Source organism: Desulfovibrio biadhensis, from assembly GCF_055388615.1.
Map to the genome: position 1 here is coordinate 2606085 of NZ_AP042477.1, position 21099 is coordinate 2627183.

Sequence of the window (21099 nt, forward strand, 5' to 3'; positions counted from 1 at the left end):
TTGGTAGTGGCGAATGTAAAAACAAAACCAGGGAGGAAGGCATGAACATGTTGATTACACAGTGTGTGCAGGCAATGGTTATTTCAGGCCGCATGGATGCAAGGGAAATAGCCCGCGCTGTGGGCAAGCCCTACTCCACACTCATGCGCGAGCTCAACCCTTGGGATTCCGGCGCAAAACTTGGCGCGGACACGTTGCTGGCAATTATCAAAATCACCGGAGATACCAGCCCTCTGGAAGTGATGGCCCAGGAACTGGGGTGTGTGCTCTTGCCCGGTGGCAATACGGAACAGTTCAAAATGACGCCTGGTGGAAGACCTTCTCTACACATCGCTGGTTGAGTCTCGCTCCAACAGGTGCGCCATGGCTTTTCTACCGGTCCAAGAGCAGGCCTTTAATGGCCTGACGCTCAATACCTCCGCCTTGGTATCCGGGGTGGGTATCTCGGGATTTTCAGGGCTGACGGCGGCTCTTGTCATTACCGCGGTACTGACTCTGGGGGTATTGTTGCTGCTTTGGATGGTATGGATGGGCGTGATGCGAAAGCGCTCTCTGGAGTTGCAGAACATCACTTTGCGAGAGGAGTATGAGCGGCGCAAAAGTGCGGAAAAGGCCTTGCAGGCCAGTCGCGAGATGCTGGAGAGCATTGTTACGGTGCATACCGAGGGGATAGTGGTGATTGATGAAAATGGAAACGTTCTTTTTTCCAACCCTACCGCAGCCAACATGCTGGGGAAATCACCCGAGGAACTGCAGGGATACCATCTCGGTATGGTGGCGGGGGGCGATGTCTGTGAACTGGATCTCATTTCTGGAGATCGGAGTATTGTGGAAGTTCGAAGCACCCCGCTGGAGTGGAGCAAGCAGCCAGCAGTTTTGCTCAGCATGCGGGACATCAGCGAAAGTCGCAGGACAATGCGCGAACTGGCGAACTCCGAGGCGTTGTTGCAAAGCACCATGAACTCCATACAGGATTTGCTCGTCGTCATAGATAGCAATTACAATATTCTGCTGTCGAACTGGCGGGGGCTGGAGCACCTGAGCGAGGAGGAGCGACAGGCCGGACCCAAATGCCACCAAGTATTCAGGGAGTTGAGCATACCGTGCCCTGATTGTCACTTGCCGCATGTTCTTGAAAGCGGGGAACCTTTGACCTTTGAAAGGACGAGCCCGGAGACTGGCACGATTTTGGAAGTTACTGCCAGCCCTATCATTGAACAGGGGGGTAGGATAACAAAGGTTGTTGAACATCTGCGCGATGTTACGGAAGAAAGAAATACCCGCAGAGAACTTGCGGCAAGTGAGCAGGTCTATCGACTGCTGACCCAGAACATTCCTAACGGCGCCGTGCATATGTATGACCATGAACTTAATTATGTTGTGTCGGATGGCGCCATCCTGGAGGAGTTGGGGCTGGATGATGCAAGTCTCAAAAACAAAAACATTTACGAAATACTCCCCCATGAAGAAGCCAGGCGGTTGGAACCCTGCTACAGGAATGCGCTTGAAGGCAGAAAGTGCACGGAGGAGCTCAATTTTATGGGGCGTGATTTTGAACTCCGCACCCTTCCCATAGAAGACGACAAGGGGGGCATCATCGCCGGAATGGTGCTCAGTCAGGACATCACGCAGAGAAAGCAGGCAGAAGCGGAATTGCGTCTGAGTGAACGGCGTTTTCGGGCCGTGTTTGAAAATGCTGCCGTCGGCATCTGTATCCTTGCGCAGGATGGCAGGATGCTCTCCGCAAATCAAGTCTATAGGGATATGCTTGGCTATACCCAGAAAGAAGTAGAGCCCTTGACCACTTTTGATATGACAGCGCACTCCGACAGGGAGCGTTATAAAGCAGCTTTCTCTGAGCTCGTGCAAAACAGAGGGGGGCAGCTGTTTATCGAAAAGGATAATTTGCGCAAAGATGGCAGCAGTTTTCCAACACGTGCCGGTCTTTCGTTTGTAAGGGGGGGCGCCGAAGAAAACGACTATATTGTCGCCATGATAGAGGACATAAGTTTGCGCCGCGCCGGCGAAATGGAGCTGGCGCGCCACCACCAGCAACTCGAGGAGCGTGTCGCCGAACGCACCAGGGAGCTGCGGCGGGCGCTGATGCGTGTCAAGGATTCCAGAGACAAGGTGGATGTCATCCTGAATTCCATAGGGGAAGGGCTGATTGTTACGGATAACGACAGCAAGATTGTCCTTATGAACAGCCAGGCCGAGGATATCCTTGGCATTACCTTTGCCGAAAGTGTTGGACGTCGCGTCTCGCTGGCGATTCAGGATTTCAGCTATCAGGAAAAGCTTTGTCGCAGTATCGGCGTGGCGCAAACCAGGACGCAGTATCAGTTCGACTTTGATGTCTACAACGAGGACGGTGAAGAGCGGGTGATACGAGCGCATACCTCGACCATCCTGGATGGCCAGGGCATGCAGAAGGGTGTTGTGACCATCATGAGCGATGTTACCAGGGAACGCCTCATAGACCGCATGAAAACAGAGTTCATTTCTACTGCCGCCCATGAATTGCGGACTCCACTGACCAGCATCCAGGGCTACACCGAACTGATAGCCACACGCACAGGGCTGAACATGGACACCATCCAGCGCTACGCAGGGGTGGCAAATCGCATGGCCATGCAGTTGGCTGATATTGTTAATGATCTTCTTGATATATCGCGCATTGAGTCGGGCAAGGGCTTTTCATTCAACAGAACGGTCGTGCCCCTCAATGATCTTATCCGCAACAGGGTTGATGTGTTTTCGCAGCGCAGTGAAGAACATGTTTTTAAAACGGAATTGTGTCCTGATGAAGATAGCCTGGCATTGGTGGATGTAAGTCGCACTGAGCAGGTGCTGGAAAATATTCTCAGCAATGCAGTAAAGTATTCTCCTGAAGGTGGTGAGATACTCATCACCTGCGAAAATCAGGGAAAGCGACTTGTGATTTCTATACAGGATCAGGGGATGGGGATGGACAATTATCAATTGGAGCGCATCTACGATAAATTTTACCGTGCCAATACATTGGGGGGTAAAATTCAAGGAACAGGACTCGGCATGAGTATTGTACGGTATATTGTGGAAGCGCAGAAAGGCGAAGTCTGGATAAATAGTAAAAAAGGAGAAGGGACAACCGTTTCTTTCAGCCTGCCCAAAAGTGCCTTTGACCAGCAGCAGATTGAGCATGTGGGGCAAACTCAGACAGCGTCGCAGGCGTCAGCAAGGAGCGAGGCATGACCAAAAAAATTCTCATAGTTGAAGATCAGGATGAAGTCAGAGAATTGGTCGGTGTTACGCTTTCCATAGGTGATTATAAGATTCTTGAAGCAGCAAATGCAGATGAAGCGCTCGAGTTGGCAAAAGAGTATCATCCGCAACTGATTCTCATGGATATTCATATGCCCGGAACCATAGACGGTCTGGAGGCCACCCGTCGCATAAAGCAGGACCCTGAGACCATGAAGTGCCGGGTGATCATGCTTACCGCGTACAGTCAGCAGAGTGATATCGAAGCCGGTTACAAGGCGGGGGCGGATGGCTATTTTACCAAGCCGTTCAGCCCGTTGGAACTGATCCAGCGTGTTGAGCGGGAGCTGGAATGAGCGATCCGCATCAAGGTGATCGTTCCAGCAGCCTGGCGAACAGGCAGTCCATGCTTTATGCCAAGGATTTGGCCAGGCTGTATCAGTTGGAAAAGGAGCGCGCCGAAGATCTTTTTGCAGGCGCTCGCATTCAGGAACGATTCCTCACGCCCATTGCTTCTGCCGAAGCGCTGTTGGTTGAAGCCGGATATGAGGCCGCGATAGTTAATACCTCGCCGGCGAGTATCTCCGGAGATTTCTTTTTTCCACGCCCTCTGGGTGATGGACAGGTTGCCTTTTTGCTGGCGGATGCTTGCGGCCACGGTTTGCCGGCGGCCTTGCTCTCCATGCGCATTGCAAGCTTTATCCAGGGCGCGGCAGGCCAGGCCGCATCGCCAAAAGCATTTTTGCGGCGGGTGGATATGGACATCAAGACACTCAATCTGCAGGGCGTCTTCGTTGCCGGATTACATGCTGTCTTCAGCGATTCAGGATGTTGCCTTGCAAATGCAGGGCAGCCTTACCCTTTGCTTTTCAGCAAGGGGAAAATCATGGAGTTGGAATTGCCGGGTCCGCCTTTGGGATTGGCGGCGGAAACGGTTTTTTCGCAACAGACCTACCCACTTGCAGAGGGGGACCGGCTGGTGCTGTTTACCGATGGCATTGTAGAGGCCACCCGCCCTTCGGATGGAGAGTGTTTTGGCCGTGAGCGTCTGGCAAAGGTGTTGATCTCCCATTCCAGGGCAACGCTCAAGGCGGCGGCGGAAGCGGTGCTTCTGGCTGTGAACGATTTTCAGCAGGGCGCCTTCCAGGAAGATGATTATACCCTGGTGCTGATTCAAAAGTGTGACAAGGCAGGGTGTGTCGGCCGGAGGTTCAGCTGGACCGGGGAAACATACATAGGGGCGCTGCCGGAAGAACGTCAGGCGGTGTTTAATAAATTTGCTGCGGATGTGGAAAAACTAGGCGGCTTTTCCGCAACCGAGGGGGACTTGCTGCTGTTGGCCATGGTGGAGGCGCTTAATAATGCAGTGGAGCATGGCAATCGTCTGCTGCACGAAAAGCGGGCCCGTGTGCGTTATCTTATCGCCCCCAGGTTTTGTTTGGCCATTGTGAATGATCAGGGCGCAGGCTTTGCGCCAAGTTTTGAGTCATTGCGCGAAAGCACGGGCTCCAGGGGGCGTGGGCTGGGGATCATCAAGGAAAATACTGATCTGGTCTTTTTCAATGCGTCGGGCAATACCATTGTAATGTTTAAAGGAGTGAGAAAAATGGACGTCGAGACCAGAAACGCAACAGCCAATATCAATGTCGTTGCTGATGGCAATGTTCTTGTCACCGACCTCAGTTTTGGCGCCCAGAAAGTGACCATTGCAAACGGATTGTCCGAGATTTTCGAAGCCCTCGGAGAGGAGAAGGAAATCGCGGTCTATATTGACTTCAAGCGAGTCAGACTGTTGAGCTCCATGGGGTGGGGGATTTTATTCGGCTATGCGGAAAAGGAATATGTCCGGCGAATAGTTCTTTTTAATGTTTCGGAAGTTTTGCTGCGCAACGCAGAACAGATGGGATTGCCGCGGCAAAGCGGCCCTTATGCCAAAATTAATGTGTTGGAGGGCTGCGAACTCGCCATGGACATTTTGGCCAGGGGGCTTTCCGAAGCGCTCTGCGACGAAGAAGAAAAATAGCGGCAACGCAGTAACAACTGTTGGTGGAGAGTCTCTGCAGGAGGCATGCGTATAGGCGCGTTGGCAGCCCGAGCGACAGTAAATTGTCCCCTGCTTTCGGGTAACGTGGCATAGGGCGGCCTACAAGGAGCTGGCATGGACACTTCGATGTTCGATCCCGAATTGCTCGAGGGGTTTTTCCTGGATGTGGAAGAGACCTTTTCCCCCCAGGTGGCCCAGGGGATGGAGCTGGCGAGGCAGGGAGATTTGTCCACCAGTGTGGATATGATGTTGCGCCCCTTGCATACCATCAAGGGAACGGCCGCCTTTTTGGGGCTGGATGCAATAGCGTCCTATGCCCATGCTGTGGAGGACCTGCTGAAAGGCATGCAGTCAGGGGCGGTGCAGGCGGATCCGGCATTCATGATGCGCTGTGTGGACATGGTGTTCCATGTTCTGGAAAGGGCCAGAGAAGGAACGCCCCTGGAGGGCGCGGGGCATGAGGAACTGGCCGTTGCCATACGAAATGGGAACATCCCCAAAGCCTCGAGTTGCAATACATCAAAAAGCGCTGTGTGCGCCTCGAATGACGATGCCGGGATAGTAGCGGAAACCCGTGAAGGGGTTCTGGTCTTGCAGCCACAATTCGCGCGTATTCATCTCCCTCGTCAGGCTGCGCCTTTGTTGGAGGCATTGCGGGCATTGCCGGACGGCTCGCCTGTGCTGCTGGATTTGACACAGGTGCGCACCATCAACTCCACCACATGGGGGGCGCTTTGGGTTGAAGCTGACAGGTTGGATATCCACGCGGCCTGTCTGGGGGCGGCATGCCAGGGAACATTTCATAGTTGGGGATTTGCGGCGAGAATCACCCCCCATGATGCTGTGGACGCCTTTTGGCAAAGCAGAAAGGAGTCCTCCTAGGTGTACGAGCATGGTTTGTTCAGCAAATTGAGCCAGGGGGTGGAGACGATCGAGAGTGATATCCTGACCCTGGAGGAGACGCCGGAAGACGTCGCGCTGCTGCAAAGAATTCTGCAAGCATTGGGGGTGGAGAACGCCTTCCCCAATAGCGAGGACGCCCGCAAAATCATGCAGGCCTTGCGAGAAGGGCGCATTCAGCCGAACCATGAAACCGTGGATGCGCTACTTGGCGTGCTCGAAGCCGTCAAGCAATTGTTCTACCTGACGGCGGGGTGTGCAGGGGGGCTTTGCTTTGACGCGGAAACGTCAGAACCGGCTCACGAAGAACGCGATGCGCCAGCACCGCCTGCGCCGGAAGAGGGCGCTCCCTTCGAGCAGGGCGAAGACCGCCCGGAACCCCAGGCGGAAGCGGCCAAGACGGCTCCGGTACAGGAGCAGAAGCAGCGGGAGCAACAGTTTTTAAAAGTGCGCACCGGCAAGCTGGATGATCTCATGGAAGGGGTGCAGGAGCTTGTCATTTCCAGTTCCATGCTCGCGCAACAATTGGAAGCGAGCGATGGCGCGGCAGGGGCCACATTGCAGGAGCACGACCGCAGAATTGAAGATTTGCGCAAGCATGTGCTGGATATTCGTCGCGTGGGCATGCGCGCCACCTTCACTCGTATGACAAGGCTTGTGCGGGAAGTGGCCACTGCAACGGACAAGGAAGCACAGCTGCTGGCCGAGGGCGAAAACGTGGAGGCGGACAAAAGCCTGGTGGACGAGTTGGCTGATCCCTTGGTGCACATCATACGCAACGCCGTCGATCATGGGCTGGAGACGCCTGATGCACGCGAAGCCGCAGGCAAACAGCGCACAGGCACCGTGCGCATGGTTGCATCGGAAAGGGGCGGCGAGCTGACACTGATTGTAGAGGATGACGGACGCGGTCTGGACAGGGAGCGCATTCTGGAAAAGGCACTGGAGCGAGGCCTCGTCAAGCCTGGGCAAACGCTCACAGACAGTGAAGTTTTTGGAATGATACTGCATCCCGGTTTTTCCACCGCCAAGGTTGTCAGCAATGTTTCAGGCCGGGGCGTGGGGATGGATGTCGTGTCCAGGGCCATTCAGGCCCTGCAGGGAGAATTGGATATTTCCAGCGAAAAAGGAGTGGGAACACGTTTTACCATCCGCATGCCAACGGACCGTGCCTCTTTGGAAGGCATCACGCAGGGATTGCTCCTCGCCATTGGCGAGCAGCGATTTGTGTTGCGGTCCGGCTGTGTACGGGAAGTCTTCAACCCCGATCCGGGCAGCGTGCACGTTATGGCTGAAGAAGGAGAGGTCATCCACGCCCGGGCCGGGACGTTCCCCTTCTACCGGCTGCATTGTCTTTTACATATTACCCCACGTTACAAGGCGCCGGAAAAAGGACTCGGCATCGTGGTGGAGGCGAGCGGCCGCAAAATAGTGTTGCTTGTGGATGATGTGTTGGGAGAACGGCAGGTGGTTGTGCGCACGTTCACGGCTATGCACCATTTTCTTGGCGAATCTCTCTTTTCCGGTGTCGCCTTCATAGGCTCTACCACTGCCATGATTTTGGATGCGGAAGCCATGCTCGCAATATGCGATCAGGATGATTTTTATCTGCAATTGCGTTTTGGCGCCGGAGCTGAGGTAAAGGTGGGGGAGTAGGCAATGAGTGGTGGCGTACGTTGTCCGCATCATAATAATGATTGTGAAATGCTATCCGCCTATGAGCAGACCAAGCGTTACGCGTTGGATTTGCATAGCGCGCTTTCCGCTTTGCGTCAGAGCAAAAAGGAAATAGAAGAAGCCTATCAGGATACCGTACGGCGTTTGGCCATGGCTGTGGAATACCGAGACAACGAAACCGGCGCGCACGTCATGCGGTTGGGGCGCATGACAAGATTATTGGCCAAAGCGGCAGGTGCAGATGATGAATTCACCCGACTTATCAGCCAGGCCGCGCCCATGCATGATGTGGGTAAGATAGGCATTCCAGACAAGATACTCCTGAAGCCCGGAAAGCTGACCCCGGAGGAATTCGAGGTCATGAAGCGCCATACTATCATTGGCGCGGAACTGCTGGACAAGGCTGTGTCCAAGGTGATGCGTATGGCCCGCAGCATCGCTTTTAACCACCACGAGCGTTTTGACGGCAATGGCTACCCGTCAGGGATCAAGGGAGAGGCTATCCCATTGGAAGGGCGCATCGTGGCCATTGTGGATGTGTTTGATGCATTGAGTTCCAAGCGCCCTTATAAAGAGGCATTCCCGGTGGAGCGCGTGGTGGGAATCATGGTCAGTGAACGTGGGGCGCACTTTGATCCCACTTTGCTGGATATTTTTTTGAATAACCTGGAAGCGGTGCAGCAGATTCGTGAAGAGGTGGAGACGATGGGCGGATGCAACTTTGGTGATTCCGTGGGGCTGGAGACGCAAGATAACAGTTTCAGAGAGGCTCTTGATGGTGGGGATTGCAGTAAGGTATGATTGTCTATATAAAATGTGTTCAGAGGTTATTGGAATAAGTGCGCTGTGCGGGTGCTTGGTAGGCTGTAGGAAAAGCATTCCGTCATGGTGTGTTCATTTCGTCAATTCCAAAACCTTTTCTATTGATTCCAACAACAAATCAGCACGCGCCGGTTTTACAATGTAGTCGCTGATGCCTATTTTGTAGAGCTGTGAGATGCTTGTGGCGTCCACCCTTGCCGTATATGCAATAACGGGCGTTTGGGACGCCTTGCCCCCTGCCTCGCCGTTACGTATGGCCTGGGTGGTGGCTACGCCGTCGATACCTGGCAATTGCAGGTCCATGATGACCAGGTGCACTTCTTTTTCATGCAATATTTCGAGCGCTTTTTTGCCTTCGGAGGAAAGCAGTACGGTATACCCTGCGTTGCCGAGCATTGTGGAGAGGACGCTCTGGTAAAAGAAGTCATCCTCGACAAGTAGGATTACGGCTTTGCTGGATGGATTCTCTTGGTGATTCAATGTGTCACCATGTCCGGACATGGCGCTTCCGTTTTTTGAAGACACAAGCTCTCCATTTGATTTGTGGTCCGATGTTCCATCGTGTTTTATTGGCAGGTCAACTGGCTGCATCCTGTTATTACTGCTTCCAACGTTACCGTATGCAAGCCTTTTGACGTATGGCGAATTCGCCTCCTGAATGAATCAACGCGCTACACCCTGGCATGTAGCGCACAATCGAAATTGTGCATGTGCAGCGATAGGTTAAATAGTAATAGTACGGCATTGGTAAAACGGGAACATGTGAATTATTTCAGCAAAAGTAAAGAAAATGTCCAGAAGGGAAATCTTACTTATTGGCTGTTTCTGTATTGTTTTTTGCATTTGGCAAAAGAAAATATATACCATTTTGTTAGGAGGTTGCATGTTGTAACCTGCCGCCATGGAGTTGTGTCAGTTGTGTTGTGTGACAAATAATTACCTAAAATGTCATTCTTTTTTGAGAAGTATGCGGGTGTTATTTTGGGGGATAGTTTTTTTATCCGGAGTGAAAATGTTTCCATACGGTTTGACTTGTGACGCCTCTTTATTCTTGAAAAATATGTATCACATTAATTTATACGATTATTTGAATCCTCACTTCTTTAGCAGGCCCACGGTTATTTACCGGTGCGGCTATGCGAGTGCTTTGGCACCCGCTGATTTCCGGTTATGCGGGCTGACTGAATTTTTCCATTGCTCTGCAACAGCGCCACCTGGTTTCGTATATCGGTTTTGCCCCTCGAAAACCGCTGGCTTGCCTGGACAGTAGTCCGTTTCTAGTGCATTTTCAGGCACATCTAGTGAATAGGTAGGGGGGCATATCGGAGTGACAGAAATGAAGCCACGCAGGCGTGGGGATTCTCCGTTGTGCATCCGGATGTTGCTGCTAGCGATGCTTTTGCTTCTCTGTACGTTGGGTGGTTGTGTCAAACAGCATCACGCTCCCTCTGCTGTGGCAGGTGTTATCGATCTGTCCCATTGGGATATTGCCTCCCAGGGGCCTGCCTCACTAAACGGGCAATGGGATTTTTACTGGCGCCACCTGTACACTCCTGGAGAGCATGGTCCGGACCTGGCGCGGATAAAACCGCGCTATGTAATGGTGCCCGCCCTATGGCATCTGCAGCAGGGGGAAACCGGCTCCTTTTCTTCCACAGGCTATGGCACCTATCACCTGCGTGTGCTGTTGCCCGAAAATTCCCCTGAAAAGCTGTCCCTCCAGGTGATTGGCGCCCTGTCTGTCTCAAATGTGTGGGTCAACGGCGCCCTCGTAGGCGGCACGGGCGCTGTGGGGCAGGATGCCGACACAGAGAGCCCGAAACGACATTCTGTTATTGCAGCCTTTTCCACTAAAACTGGCTCCCTAGAGAATATCCTCGACATAGTCATCCAGGTTTCCAACTTCCACAATACTGTTGGCGGTCTGTCCCGCGCCATTACGTTGGGTACAACGGAACAGATACAAGGCAGGTGCAGAACTCTCTGGATAACAGGCGCATTTGTAGGGGGCGCCATGTTGTGCCTGAGTTTATACCATTTTGCGCTCTTTTACATGCGGCGTAGGGTCAGGACCTATCTCTATTTTGCCCTCTATTGTCTGTTGTGGTGCGTGGCCACGGTGTTCAGCCCGGGTTCGGGACTTCTCATGGATGTCCTGGCCCCCCGGTTTTCTTGGGAGTGGTTCATCAATATGGCCCTGTTGCCTTATGGGCTGATTACCCCCCTTATGGTGCTTTTTTATCACGGTTTATTTCCCAAACCCTGGGGCAAATGGGTCAATGGTTTTTTTCTGACACTTGGGGCTGTCTTCATCGCCTATATTTTGGGTACTCCCGCCAATGCGTATGATCCGCCAGTCTTTTTCTACTTTCTTGCGACTAGGGGAGCTTTTCTCTACCTGATCGCAATGTTCATACTGGATACCTTTAATAAGGAAGACGGCGTTCTCTTGCTTGTGCCTGGCTATCTGGGACTGTGCTTTGCGGAGTTCGACGACGTTCTTTTTGACCGCAACCTTATTGGTTCCGCAGATTTTGGTCTCTTTGGCATTCTTCTCTTTATTTTGACGTATTCCTTTTTCGTGTCCTCGCGTTTTGCCCAGGCCTTCAAAAATGTGGAACAGCTTTCCCGCAAGCTGGAAACCACCAACGTGCGGCTGTGCCAGCTCAACGCCCTCAAAGATTCTTTTCTGGCGAATACGACACATGAGTTGAAAACCCCCCTTGCCGGCATGGTGGGCATAGCCGAAGCACTGCTTGCCGGAGCAGGGGGCAAGCTCACCAACGCTGCCCGGGAGCACCTGCAGATTCTCGCCCATAGCGGGAAACGGCTTTCCAACCTGGTCAATGACGTACGTGACCTGTCGCGACTGGAACACCAGGACATCATGCTGCACAAGGGGGCAGTTTCCTTGCAGGACGCGACAGCCGGAGTGCTGGCGCTTGTCGGTCAGCTCTCTGCAGACAGGAACGTGGTTCTGCAAAACAGTGTCCCTGCTGATTTTCCACTGCTACTGGCGGATAGTGACCGACTTGAGCAGATTCTGTTCAACCTTTTGGGAAACAGTCTAAAATTCACGCGACAGGGCAGCATCACCGTCACAGCAACGTGTTCCGATACATTCGCCACAGTGACTGTGCAGGATACTGGCGTGGGCATCTCCCCTGAAGATCAGGAAAGAATATTTTCCCCCTACGAACAGGCGCACAACGAAACGTCCGGCGCAGGTACAGGGGGCACTGGGCTTGGGCTTGCGATAACACGGTATCTTGTGGAGCTCCATGGCGGCGAGATTGCCGTCAGCTCCCAGCCCGGAAAAGGCAGCGTATTCACCTTCACCATACCTTTGCATACAGAGGCGGCTGAGGAGGCAATACAAGAAGCGTCGGCGCTCCCTCCAGGGGCTGCAGCCTTGTTGCAGGATTCGCCAGTTTCCGGGCGGCTGCCTTTGCCTCTTGATGACTGTACGCCACAAGATTGCGAAGGGCATTGCCAGGTGCTGGTTGTGGATGACGAACCCGTAAATCTGCATGTGGTGACTTCCTGTCTGCAACTGGCGGGCATAACCTTTTGTACTGCGAATAATGGCAACGCAGCCCTTGAGCTGTTGGAGGGCGACGCCCTGCCAGACGTTGTGCTGCTGGATGTCATGATGCCGGGGGTGGACGGCTTTGAGGTCTGTCGACGGGTGCGCGCCAAATACAGCGCATCGGCCCTGCCAGTGGTCATGCTCACGGTACGCAACAGGGTGGAGGACGTGGTGCAAGGGTTTGCGGCCGGCGCCAATGATTACCTGACAAAGCCCTTTTCCCGGGAGGAGCTCGTTGCCAGGGTGGGGGCGCAGATTGAATTGCGTAATGCCTATGGCGTGATGGTCGAGAACCTGACGCTGAAAGGTGAGCTGTCCTTGCGCAAAAAGAATGAGCAACGCCTGCGGTTCATGCAATTGCGTTTGTCACGGCTGCTCGATTCCTTGGACGACGCCATGGTGGCGGTAAACCCGGGCAAGGAAATCTGCTTCTGTAACAAGGCGTTTTCACAGCTTACGGGGTATGGCCCGCATCAATTGCTGGGGCGCCCCTTGTATGCGTTGCTGGAGGCGCCGGAGAGCAAGGCGGCTACGTTACTCATGGATGTGCTGGATGGTGAGGCCGTGGCGAAGGATGGAGACCTCAATGTCGTTCCTTGTGTGTTGCTGGCCAAGGCCGGCGGTGGCGCATTGGAAAAAAGCGTGTTTGTGAATGACGTGGAATTGGAGGACGAGCCCCTGACGCTGCTGGTTGTTCGGGATGCAGCCGCTGCAGGGGAAAACGCCGACGCCGGGGCAATGGCCCGACCTTCTTTTGCACTGTTGCAGGAATTGCACAAAAGTCGCCGGCGTGTTCTCGAGCTTGAGGAATCCGTGCTTTCGTTGGAAACAGGAAGCGCGGAGAAGCGGCAAAGTGTTCTGGAAGATTTGACCGCCTTGGATACCCTGCTGGATCGCCTGAGCGAAAACCTGGTGGCCACACCGAAACGACCTGAAGCGGATGCACGCCGCGCCCTGGCCGTCCAGGTCATGAACCAGGCTGTGGATTGCTGGTGCGCAACGGCCGGCAACAGCAAGATCACTTTGGCGGAAGCATCCGGCATCTGGAACGTGTACCTGGAAAAAGACGGCTATTGCCGCACCCAAACCCTGGATAAATACCTGAGCAGCAACACCCTCCCTAAAAGACCCCGCTGGCGCGACATTCACGCCACTGCAGAATTTGTATTGGCAAATGTTGCAGAAAAGGGGCGCGCCTACGAAGAACTGCACCTCGCCTATGCTTCACTGCGTGATCTCTCCTGATTTGCTTTTTTGTCCGGATAGCAAGTTCATTTCTGTGTCAGTTTTTGTAAAGTATATATAAAACAGGCTGTTGCAGAAATATTCACAGGAATTCACACGGTTTTATTTTGACAAAAGCAGCATCGCAGGGCTCAAAGATCAATTATGAAAGATTTTGGTCATAGTGGGCCGGTCCCGTGCGATGTCTTTTGCCTGCCCGTTGCGGAAACTCCTAACAACAGGAATTTGCTCATGCATTTGCACCTACGGATGTCGTATTTTGTGTTGGCTGTAGTGCTTATTTTTTTGGGGAGCATTTTACCAGGGCAGGCGTTGAGGGCAGGCGGTATTGCGCCTGAGGACCCCATGGTCAGAATCACTTCGGCTCCTGTGGACTTCGACAAGAATGCAGTGCTCGACGCGGTGAGCAAGGACGTGAGCGAGGTGACGGGCATTGATATCTCCTTTATCACCTATTTCTGGCAGACATTCGACACCATAGTCTACGAGGGCAAAAGCACCAGCGCCCCTGTGTTTGTGGATTTGTACGTGCCTTCGTTTTTTAGTGATGCAGACGTGAAGGGCATGCTCAACGCCGTAGCAGACGCCCTGGTGAAGCATGCCGGCGCGGATCGCAAATGGCTTTTCATCCATACCCATTTCCCCAACCCGGAACAGGTGTACATCGCGGGTGGCATTACCAGTTGGGATACCTATCGCGGCAAACCCATTGACGAGGAAAAGGTCCCTCGCCCCCAGAATGAGCGGGAGATGGGCGGTTTTTTGTTCAATGATGCGGCGTTTGTGTTTCAAAGTCTTTGGCGTTTCGGGCTCATTGCTTCAGGGGCGGGTGATCTGGGGGAAATGCTGACCGCCACAGGCAACATAAAGGATTTTGACAAGGAAAGCTGGTACCGGGAGTGGACCGACATTGCCAAAACAGCTCGCACTGCGGCCGTGGATTACGCCGCTGCGGGACATGAACTGAGCGCCCGTCAGGGATATTTTCGCGCCACAAACTATTTTCGCGCCTCTTCCATTTACCTTTATGGCCAGGATGTTCGTGGCGAAGCCGCCTGGCAAAACGGTCGCGATGCCTTTCTCAAAGCGGCGGAACTCTCTAAAGGACACATCAGCCATGTGCGTATTCCTTATGAAGATACGACGCTTCCCGGCTACGTTGTGAGACCTGCATCCGTCGAAAACACAGAGGGTAAACACCCCTTGTTGCTGATCCAGACAGGGCTCGACGGCACGGCAGAGGATCTTTACAGCATCATCGCCAAACAGGCTGCTGCACACGGCTATACCTGCCTGGTGTTCGAGGGGCCGGGGCAGGGCGAGATGATCATAAAGCAAAAGCGCCCCTTCAGATATGATTGGGAAAAGGTCGTGACACCCGTGGTTGATTATGCGCTTACGCTGCCGGATGTTGATCCTGATCGAATCGCCATCATCGGCTACTCCATGGGGGGGTACCTGGTGCCGCGTGCGCTGGCGTACGAGAAACGTATCAAATGGGGCATTGTAGACGGTGGCGTGTTCAGCGTTTTTGACGGCACCATGACCAAGTTTTCGGACGAGGTCGCCACGGCGCTGGAAGCCGGCGATTGCGATACGGTGAACAGCCTTGTGCAGGCTGTCATGGACGAACAACCCGACCTCGATCAGTTTATCAGCCAGATGTTCTGGACATTCCAGGTGGATACCCCCTGCGAATTGCTGACCAGGCTGCAACGTTTCTCCATGGAAGGAGAAATCGACAAGATCGATACGGAAATGCTTGTCGTCGGCTCCACCGAAGATCAGGTGGCCGGATCAGCCGAACAGGCCAGGATATTCTATGCGGCTCTGGACGGTACAAAGACCTACCTTGAGTTTGATGACACCCACGGCGCACAGTTTCATTGCCAACTTGGCGCGCCCCTGGCCTCAGGTGAGCGCATCCTCAACTGGCTGGACGAACAGGCCAAACCATAAGCAAGGGTAAAAACATGAAATCCATCTGCCAGACGGTATTGTTTGCTGGGGCCTTGCTCTTGTGCCTGCCTGTAGCCATATGGGCCGCTGAGAGTGACAAGGGGGGCGAAGAAAAATCCTTTGACGCACACGCCACCACGTTCAACTATTATTTCAAGGACGGGGATATGGATTTCCATTTCGGGAACCTGATCCTTGGGGCCATTGGTAATGGCGGTGTTGAGACCGGAGAAGCGTTTTATGCAGCTTCGCATATTGAGGATGGCGATGCCGCCAGCTGGCAGCGCGAATGGTACGAGCTTGCGCTGCGCGTGGAAGCCAGGGGAGAAAAATCCCTGGCAGGGGGGCATAAGATAAGCGCAGTGCGCCAGTTTTTGCGGGCGGCCTATTATTACCGCATCTCGCTGATCTCCATGCTGCCAGAGGACCCGCAACTGAAGGCGCGCGCCGAAGCCTGCCGCAAGTTGATGCAGAAGGCGGGAGCGATGATGGCGCCCCCGCTTGAGTATATCGAGATTCCCTTTGATGGGGCAATGTTGCCTGGCTATTTTCAAGCTGCTCCTGGAGAGGGCCCCCACAAAACGCTGTTGATGATTGGCGGTGGCGAGACCTTTGCAGAGGATCTGTTCTTTTACATCGCCCCCGAAGCATTAGAGCGCGGCTATAATTTCATGACCGTGGACTTGCCTGGCCAGGGTGTGGAGCCCTACGCCGGGAGGATATTCCGCCCCGACATGAATGTGCCCATGAAAGCGGTGGTGGATTACGCCGTGAACCGGCCGGAAGTGGACACGACGCGACTGGCCGCCTTCGGCTACAGCGGTGGGGGCGGTTTTGTGCCCCAGGCGGCCATGCACGACCAGCGTCTCAAGGCCATAATCATGAGTTCCGCTGTTGTGGATGCGTACCCCCTTTTCTCCACCATGCCGGCCGTGACGGCCACGGCGGAGGATATTGCAAACTGGAGCAGTTTTCATAGAAACGTGGTTGAGGCCATCTGCTGGCGCTGGGGGGTGCCGCAGGACGCTCCGGACGCCCTGGCCGATGCCAACAAGGGGTATACCTTTGACCCTGCCAAGATTACGGTGCCAGCGCTGATCATCCTGGGCGAAGGGGAAATGCGCAGCGATATTGTCAAGAAAATGCAGCAGGATGCCATGGCGGGCTTCCAGTCGCCGGAATCCAAAATGGTGGTGACGCCTTCTGACGAGGGCGCGACAAACCATTGTCTTATGGAGAATAGAAGCCTGGTTGGGCAGGTTGTGTTTGACTGGCTTGATGCAGTGTTTGCAGGCGAGGTGCAGTAATGTTCTGCGGCAAGCATCTGTCGATGATTGTTCTTGTTGGTGTGATGTTGCTTTCGGGATGTTCCGCCTACGGCCCCCGAACCATGGAGCGTGACAGGGTTGCGTATAACAACTCCCTGGCTACTTCCTGGAAGCGACAGATTCTTATGAACATAGTAAAAATGCGTTATGCAGAGCCGCTTTTTTTCACAGATGTGGGAGAAATAGTGGCTTCATACTCCATGGAGAGCAGTCTCAGTTTCGGGGGCAGCAACAACCTGTATGAGAAGATCGGCTCATTGGAATTTGGCGGGAGCGGGCGCTACACCGACCGGCCGACAATCACATACAAGCCTTTGACAGGTGCGCCATTCCTGAAAGGGGTGATGCTGCCCATGCCACTGAGCAATGTCATGTTGGGTGTCGAGTCTGGCGCGTCTGTCAATTTCCTATTCAGTCTTGGAGTCAGAAGCATAAACGGACTCCGCAATGAACGGTTGACTTCACGCGGCTATGTGCCTGCCGACCCTGACTATGTGCGGGCTGTGGCGTTGCTTTCCGAGTTGCAGATGGACGGCGCCCTGCATGTGGGCAGAACAACGCTGCAAGAGTCGGAAGACCAACAATTGACTGTATCATTGGGAAGTGCTGATGCAACACCTGAAACCATGGCGCGGGTAGCCACCCTGAAAGAGTTGCTGGGCCTGGATGCAGACCTGCAGACCTACGCTGTTGTGTTTGGATTTAATGAGGGTGCTACTGATGTGATAGCTATACAGACCTGCTCACTGGGGCAGATTTTAGGCGCTGTGTCGCAACGCGTGGATGTGCCTGAGGCGGATGTGGAAACGCAATGCGCCATGCCGGGGCACCCACGTCTGGACGGTAAACGCTTGCTGGACCGGGTCATGGTGCAGTCATCGGTCAAGAAACCTCTGGGCGCATTCGCTGCCATAAAATGGCAGGGGAGATGGTTTTGGGTGGATGATCACAACATAGTGGCAAAAAAGGTTTTTTCTTACATAATGCTGTCGTTCACCATGCTGGATACGGAACGACACGAAATGCCGTTGCAATTGACTATTCCCACGCAATAACTTTTGTCGCTTGTTAAAAAAGGTCCGGGCTATGCCCGGACCCAGCTCATTGACAAACCCCGCTTTTTGCAAAGTGGGGTTTGTTTTTATGAACCGATTTCTTTTCAGGCCGCTGCCAGCTGGGATGTTGGCTCGATCGGCCCCAATCGAACGAGACAGAGAGACTGAGGAAGAAAGTACAGGCATTTGGGCTGCAAATATTTGTATGACAGCCCCAAAGGGGCCAGCAGCAAGGCCATTTTCTTCATGTTTTGACATGTGGCGGAAAGCAGGCTTTGAACCTGGACCTTAGCCAGGCCGCAGAACCGAGCATAGCGATGCCCGTGCAGTTGTTTGGCGTCGGCAAAGCTGCGCTCTACGGTCTCTTTCCGGCGAGCATAGATTCTTTTTCCGAATTCCGTGAGCCGGTGCGCATCCACCGTATCCACGTATTCCCGCCACACATGGCGTGTCACTGTTTTCTTGCAATTCCGGTTTGTTGTGCACTCTTTCAGTAACGGACAGCGGCGGCAAACCTTTGGTAACGAGTCATAGAGACGATATCCTTCGCGGTTGGTGGTGGAGTAGTGAAGCTCCTGGCCTTCGGGGCAAAGATAGCAGTCCTTGTCCGGCAGGTATTCAAAGGCGCGTTTGGGGAGCATCCCTTTGCGACGAGTGGGACGACGATAGCCAATGACACCATAAATATGCTTTTCTTCCAGCGTCTTGCAAATGTGTGAGGTGAAATATCCTGCATCGAGGCCGACGTGCTTCACAGCAAAGCCGAAGCGGTTGATTTGTCGGTCCAGCCGATCGAGATAGGGCATGCTGTCATGCACCGAGGCCGGAGTTACGTAACTGTCGGTGATAATGTTGTGTCGGCTGTCCACAGTGCGATGATCCAAGTAAAAGAAGCCCTTAGGCTTGCCCTCGCGTACCATGTACCCGCTGTCCGGATCGGTTGTGCTCTGCTTGATCCGCTTGGACCCCGCTTCGCGGTTGTCCTGCTTCAGCGGTTTCTTTCCATGCCTGCGCCTGTCTTCCTCCACGGCGTCTTCAAGTTCGCCCAAGTATGACTTCGTGCTTTGGGCAACGAGCTTTTCCGTAAATTTATGCTTGTTGGCGTTGGCTTTCAGGTGGGTGGAATCGGTGTAAAGCGTGTGTCCGCCGACAAGCCTCTTTTTCATGGCCTGGAACACTATACCGTCAAAAATGTCCTGGGCAACGCTGGTGTCGTTAAATCTGCGCCGCCGGTTTTGGCTGATGGTGCTGGCATCGGGCACTTTGTCCTGCAATCCCAGGCCAAGGAACCAGCGATAGGCAACATTGACCTGGATTTCCTTGACAAGCTGACGCTCGCTGCGGATGCCAAACAGATAGCCGATGAATAGCATTTTGAAGAGCACCACCGGTTCAATGGCCGGACGGCCATTGCCCTCGCAATACAAATCCTTGGTGAGCTCATGAATAAAGGAGAAATCAATAACCTTGGCAATTTTGCGAAGCAGATGATTCATGGGGACAAGTTCGTTGATCGAAACAAACTCCATTTTCACCTGCTGATTTTTGGGCGGCTTTAGCATGAAGATAGTATAAGAAAACCCTCGCCGATTGGCGAGGATTTGTCAGCATTCTGGGTCCGGGCTATGCCCGGACCTCAGCTCATTGACAAACCCCGCTTTTTGCAAAGTGGGGTTTGTTTTTATGAACCGATTTCTTTTCAGGCCGCTGCCAGCTGGGATGTTGGCTCGATCGGCCCCAATCGAACGAGACAGAGAGACTGAGGAAGAAAGTACAGGCATTTGGGCTGCAAATATTTGTATGACAGCCCCAAAGGGGCCAGCAGCAAGGCCATTTTCTTCATGTTTTGACATGTGGCGGAAAGCAGGCTTTGAACCTGGACCTTAGCCAGGCCGCAGAACCGAGCATAGCGATGCCCGTGCAGTTGTTTGGCGTCGGCAAAGCTGCGCTCTACGGTCTCTTTCCGGCGAGCATAGATTCTTTTTCCGAATTCCGTGAGCCGGTGCGCATCCACCGTATCCACGTATTCCCGCCACACATGGCGTGTCACTGTTTTCTTGCAATTCCGGTTTGTTGTGCACTCTTTCAGTAACGGACAGCGGCGGCAAACCTTTGGTAACGAGTCATAGAGACGATATCCTTCGCGGTTGGTGGTGGAGTAGTGAAGCTCCTGGCCTTCGGGGCAAAGATAGCAGTCCTTGTCCGGCAGGTATTCAAAGGCGCGTTTGGGGAGCATCCCTTTGCGACGAGTGGGACGACGATAGCCAATGACACCATAAATATGCTTTTCTTCCAGCGTCTTGCAAATGTGTGAGGTGAAATATCCTGCATCGAGGCCGACGTGCTTCACAGCAAAGCCGAAGCGGTTGATTTGTCGGTCCAGCCGATCGAGATAGGGCATGCTGTCATGCACCGAGGCCGGAGTTACGTAACTGTCGGTGATAATGTTGTGTCGGCTGTCCACAGTGCGATGATCCAAGTAAAAGAAGCCCTTAGGCTTGCCCTCGCGTACCATGTACCCGCTGTCCGGATCGGTTGTGCTCTGCTTGATCCGCTTGGACCCCGCTTCGCGGTTGTCCTGCTTCAGCGGTTTCTTTCCATGCCTGCGCCTGTCTTCCTCCACGGCGTCTTCAAGTTCGCCCAAGTATGACTTCGTGCTTTGGGCAACGAGCTTTTCCGTAAATTTATGCTTGTTGGCGTTGGCTTTCAGGTGGGTGGAATCGGTGTAAAGCGTGTGTCCGCCGACAAGCCTCTTTTTCATGGCCTGGAACACTATACCGTCAAAAATGTCCTGGGCAACGCTGGTGTCGTTAAATCTGCGCCGCCGGTTTTGGCTGATGGTGCTGGCATCGGGCACTTTGTCCTGCAATCCCAGGCCAAGGAACCAGCGATAGGCAACATTGACCTGGATTTCCTTGACAAGCTGACGCTCGCTGCGGATGCCAAACAGATAACCGATGAATAGCATTTTGAAGAGCACCACCGGTTCAATGGCCGGACGGCCATTGCCCTCGCAATACAAATCCTTGGTGAGCTCATGAATAAAGGAGAAATCAATAACCTTGGCAATTTTGCGAAGCAGATGATTCATGGGGACAAGTTCGTTGATCGAAACAAACTCCATTTTCACCTGCTGATTTTTGGGCGGCTTTAGCATGAAGATAGTATAAGAAAACCCTCGCCAATTGGCGAGGGTTTGTCAGCATTCTGAAAGGTCCGGGCATAGCCCGGACCTTT

At 53.6% G+C, this 21099-nt stretch carries 14 protein-coding genes; 11 read left to right on the forward strand and 3 right to left on the reverse strand.

Going from position 1 to position 21099, the window contains the following annotated elements; all coding sequences use genetic code 11:
* The first annotated feature begins 41 nt into the window (after positions 1 to 41).
* From ACZ5EH_RS11435 to ACZ5EH_RS11465, 7 genes are all read left to right on the forward strand, one after another.
* Positions 42 to 341, forward strand: a complete 300-nt coding sequence (locus ACZ5EH_RS11435; RefSeq protein ID WP_464274010.1) for a phage regulatory CII family protein — start codon at positions 42 to 44, stop codon at positions 339 to 341.
* Positions 342 to 363: 22 nt separating this feature from the next.
* Positions 364 to 3234, forward strand: a complete 2871-nt coding sequence (locus tag ACZ5EH_RS11440; RefSeq protein WP_464274011.1) for a PAS domain-containing sensor histidine kinase — start codon at positions 364 to 366, stop codon at positions 3232 to 3234.
* The gene (locus ACZ5EH_RS11445) at positions 3231 to 3599 is read left to right on the forward strand and encodes a response regulator (protein WP_464274012.1); all 369 of its coding nucleotides are present in this window, start codon (positions 3231 to 3233) and stop codon (positions 3597 to 3599) included. The genes ACZ5EH_RS11440 and ACZ5EH_RS11445 overlap by 4 nt, the downstream gene beginning before the upstream one ends.
* Positions 3596 to 5266, forward strand: coding sequence for an ATP-binding SpoIIE family protein phosphatase (locus ACZ5EH_RS11450; protein WP_464274013.1), 1671 nt, complete (start codon positions 3596 to 3598; stop codon positions 5264 to 5266). The genes ACZ5EH_RS11445 and ACZ5EH_RS11450 overlap by 4 nt, the downstream gene beginning before the upstream one ends.
* Positions 5267 to 5401: 135 nt before the next feature.
* Positions 5402 to 6169 (forward strand): Hpt domain-containing protein, encoded by a 768-nt coding sequence (locus tag ACZ5EH_RS11455; RefSeq protein WP_464274014.1) that lies wholly within the window; start codon positions 5402 to 5404, stop codon positions 6167 to 6169.
* Entirely contained in the window at positions 6170 to 7843 is a 1674-nt protein-coding gene (locus ACZ5EH_RS11460) for a chemotaxis protein CheA (RefSeq protein WP_464274015.1), read from the forward strand.
* Between the two features lie 3 nt (positions 7844 to 7846).
* Complete coding sequence (locus ACZ5EH_RS11465) at positions 7847 to 8665, forward strand: HD-GYP domain-containing protein (protein ID WP_464274016.1); 819 nt, start codon at positions 7847 to 7849, stop codon at positions 8663 to 8665.
* Between the two features lie 93 nt (positions 8666 to 8758).
* Here the strand turns inward: ACZ5EH_RS11465 and ACZ5EH_RS11470 are convergent, their stop codons facing one another.
* Complete coding sequence (locus tag ACZ5EH_RS11470; RefSeq protein WP_464274017.1) at positions 8759 to 9211, reverse strand: response regulator; 453 nt, start codon at positions 9209 to 9211, stop codon at positions 8759 to 8761.
* A gap of 811 nt (positions 9212 to 10022) precedes the next feature.
* On the opposite strand from ACZ5EH_RS11470, the gene ACZ5EH_RS11475 reads away from it, so the two are divergent.
* The 4 genes from ACZ5EH_RS11475 to ACZ5EH_RS11490 all read left to right on the forward strand — a co-directional run bounded on the left by ACZ5EH_RS11475 (position 10023) and on the right by ACZ5EH_RS11490 (position 17862).
* Positions 10023 to 13520, forward strand: a complete 3498-nt coding sequence (locus tag ACZ5EH_RS11475; protein ID WP_464274018.1) for an ATP-binding protein — start codon at positions 10023 to 10025, stop codon at positions 13518 to 13520.
* Positions 13521 to 13751: 231 nt separating this feature from the next.
* Positions 13752 to 15479 carry an alpha/beta hydrolase family protein gene (locus ACZ5EH_RS11480; protein ID WP_464274019.1) on the forward strand — a complete coding sequence of 576 codons (1728 nt, stop codon included), beginning with the start codon at positions 13752 to 13754 and terminating at the stop codon, positions 15477 to 15479.
* Between the two features lie 14 nt (positions 15480 to 15493).
* Positions 15494 to 16786: an alpha/beta hydrolase family protein gene (locus tag ACZ5EH_RS11485; RefSeq protein ID WP_464274020.1), complete on the forward strand. Its 1293-nt coding sequence runs from the start codon at positions 15494 to 15496 to the stop codon at positions 16784 to 16786.
* Between the two features lie 23 nt (positions 16787 to 16809).
* A complete protein-coding gene (locus ACZ5EH_RS11490; RefSeq protein WP_464274021.1) occupies positions 16810 to 17862 on the forward strand; it encodes a hypothetical protein in 1053 nt (350 codons plus the stop codon).
* A 104-nt stretch (positions 17863 to 17966) separates the two neighbouring features.
* Here ACZ5EH_RS11490 and ACZ5EH_RS11495 read toward each other — a convergent pair whose 3' ends face one another.
* A complete protein-coding gene (locus tag ACZ5EH_RS11495) occupies positions 17967 to 19424 on the reverse strand; it encodes an IS1182 family transposase (RefSeq protein ID WP_464274022.1) in 1458 nt (485 codons plus the stop codon).
* Positions 19425 to 19561: 137 nt separating this feature from the next.
* Positions 19562 to 21019 carry an IS1182 family transposase gene (locus tag ACZ5EH_RS11500; RefSeq protein ID WP_464274022.1) on the reverse strand — a complete coding sequence of 486 codons (1458 nt, stop codon included), beginning with the start codon at positions 21017 to 21019 and terminating at the stop codon, positions 19562 to 19564.
* Between the last annotated feature and the right edge of the window lie 80 nt (positions 21020 to 21099).

What these genes read in the sequence shown, in the direction of transcription:
- ACZ5EH_RS11435 (WP_464274010.1), top strand. Translation starts at nt 42, where the DNA reads ATGAACATGTTGATTACACAGTGTGTGCAGGCAATGGTTATTTCAGGC.
- ACZ5EH_RS11440 (WP_464274011.1), top strand. Translation starts at nt 364, where the DNA reads ATGGCTTTTCTACCGGTCCAAGAGCAGGCCTTTAATGGCCTGACGCTC.
- ACZ5EH_RS11445 (WP_464274012.1), top strand. Translation starts at nt 3,231, where the DNA reads ATGACCAAAAAAATTCTCATAGTTGAAGATCAGGATGAAGTCAGAGAA.
- ACZ5EH_RS11450 (WP_464274013.1), top strand. Translation starts at nt 3,596, where the DNA reads ATGAGCGATCCGCATCAAGGTGATCGTTCCAGCAGCCTGGCGAACAGG.
- ACZ5EH_RS11455 (WP_464274014.1), top strand. Translation starts at nt 5,402, where the DNA reads ATGGACACTTCGATGTTCGATCCCGAATTGCTCGAGGGGTTTTTCCTG.
- ACZ5EH_RS11465 (WP_464274016.1), top strand. Translation starts at nt 7,847, where the DNA reads ATGAGTGGTGGCGTACGTTGTCCGCATCATAATAATGATTGTGAAATG.
- ACZ5EH_RS11475 (WP_464274018.1), top strand. Translation starts at nt 10,023, where the DNA reads ATGAAGCCACGCAGGCGTGGGGATTCTCCGTTGTGCATCCGGATGTTG.
- ACZ5EH_RS11480 (WP_464274019.1), top strand. Translation starts at nt 13,752, where the DNA reads ATGCATTTGCACCTACGGATGTCGTATTTTGTGTTGGCTGTAGTGCTT.
- ACZ5EH_RS11485 (WP_464274020.1), top strand. Translation starts at nt 15,494, where the DNA reads ATGAAATCCATCTGCCAGACGGTATTGTTTGCTGGGGCCTTGCTCTTG.
- ACZ5EH_RS11490 (WP_464274021.1), top strand. Translation starts at nt 16,810, where the DNA reads ATGATTGTTCTTGTTGGTGTGATGTTGCTTTCGGGATGTTCCGCCTAC.
- ACZ5EH_RS11495 (WP_464274022.1), bottom strand. Translation starts at nt 19,424, where the DNA reads ATGCTAAAGCCGCCCAAAAATCAGCAGGTGAAAATGGAGTTTGTTTCG.
- ACZ5EH_RS11500 (WP_464274022.1), bottom strand. Translation starts at nt 21,019, where the DNA reads ATGCTAAAGCCGCCCAAAAATCAGCAGGTGAAAATGGAGTTTGTTTCG.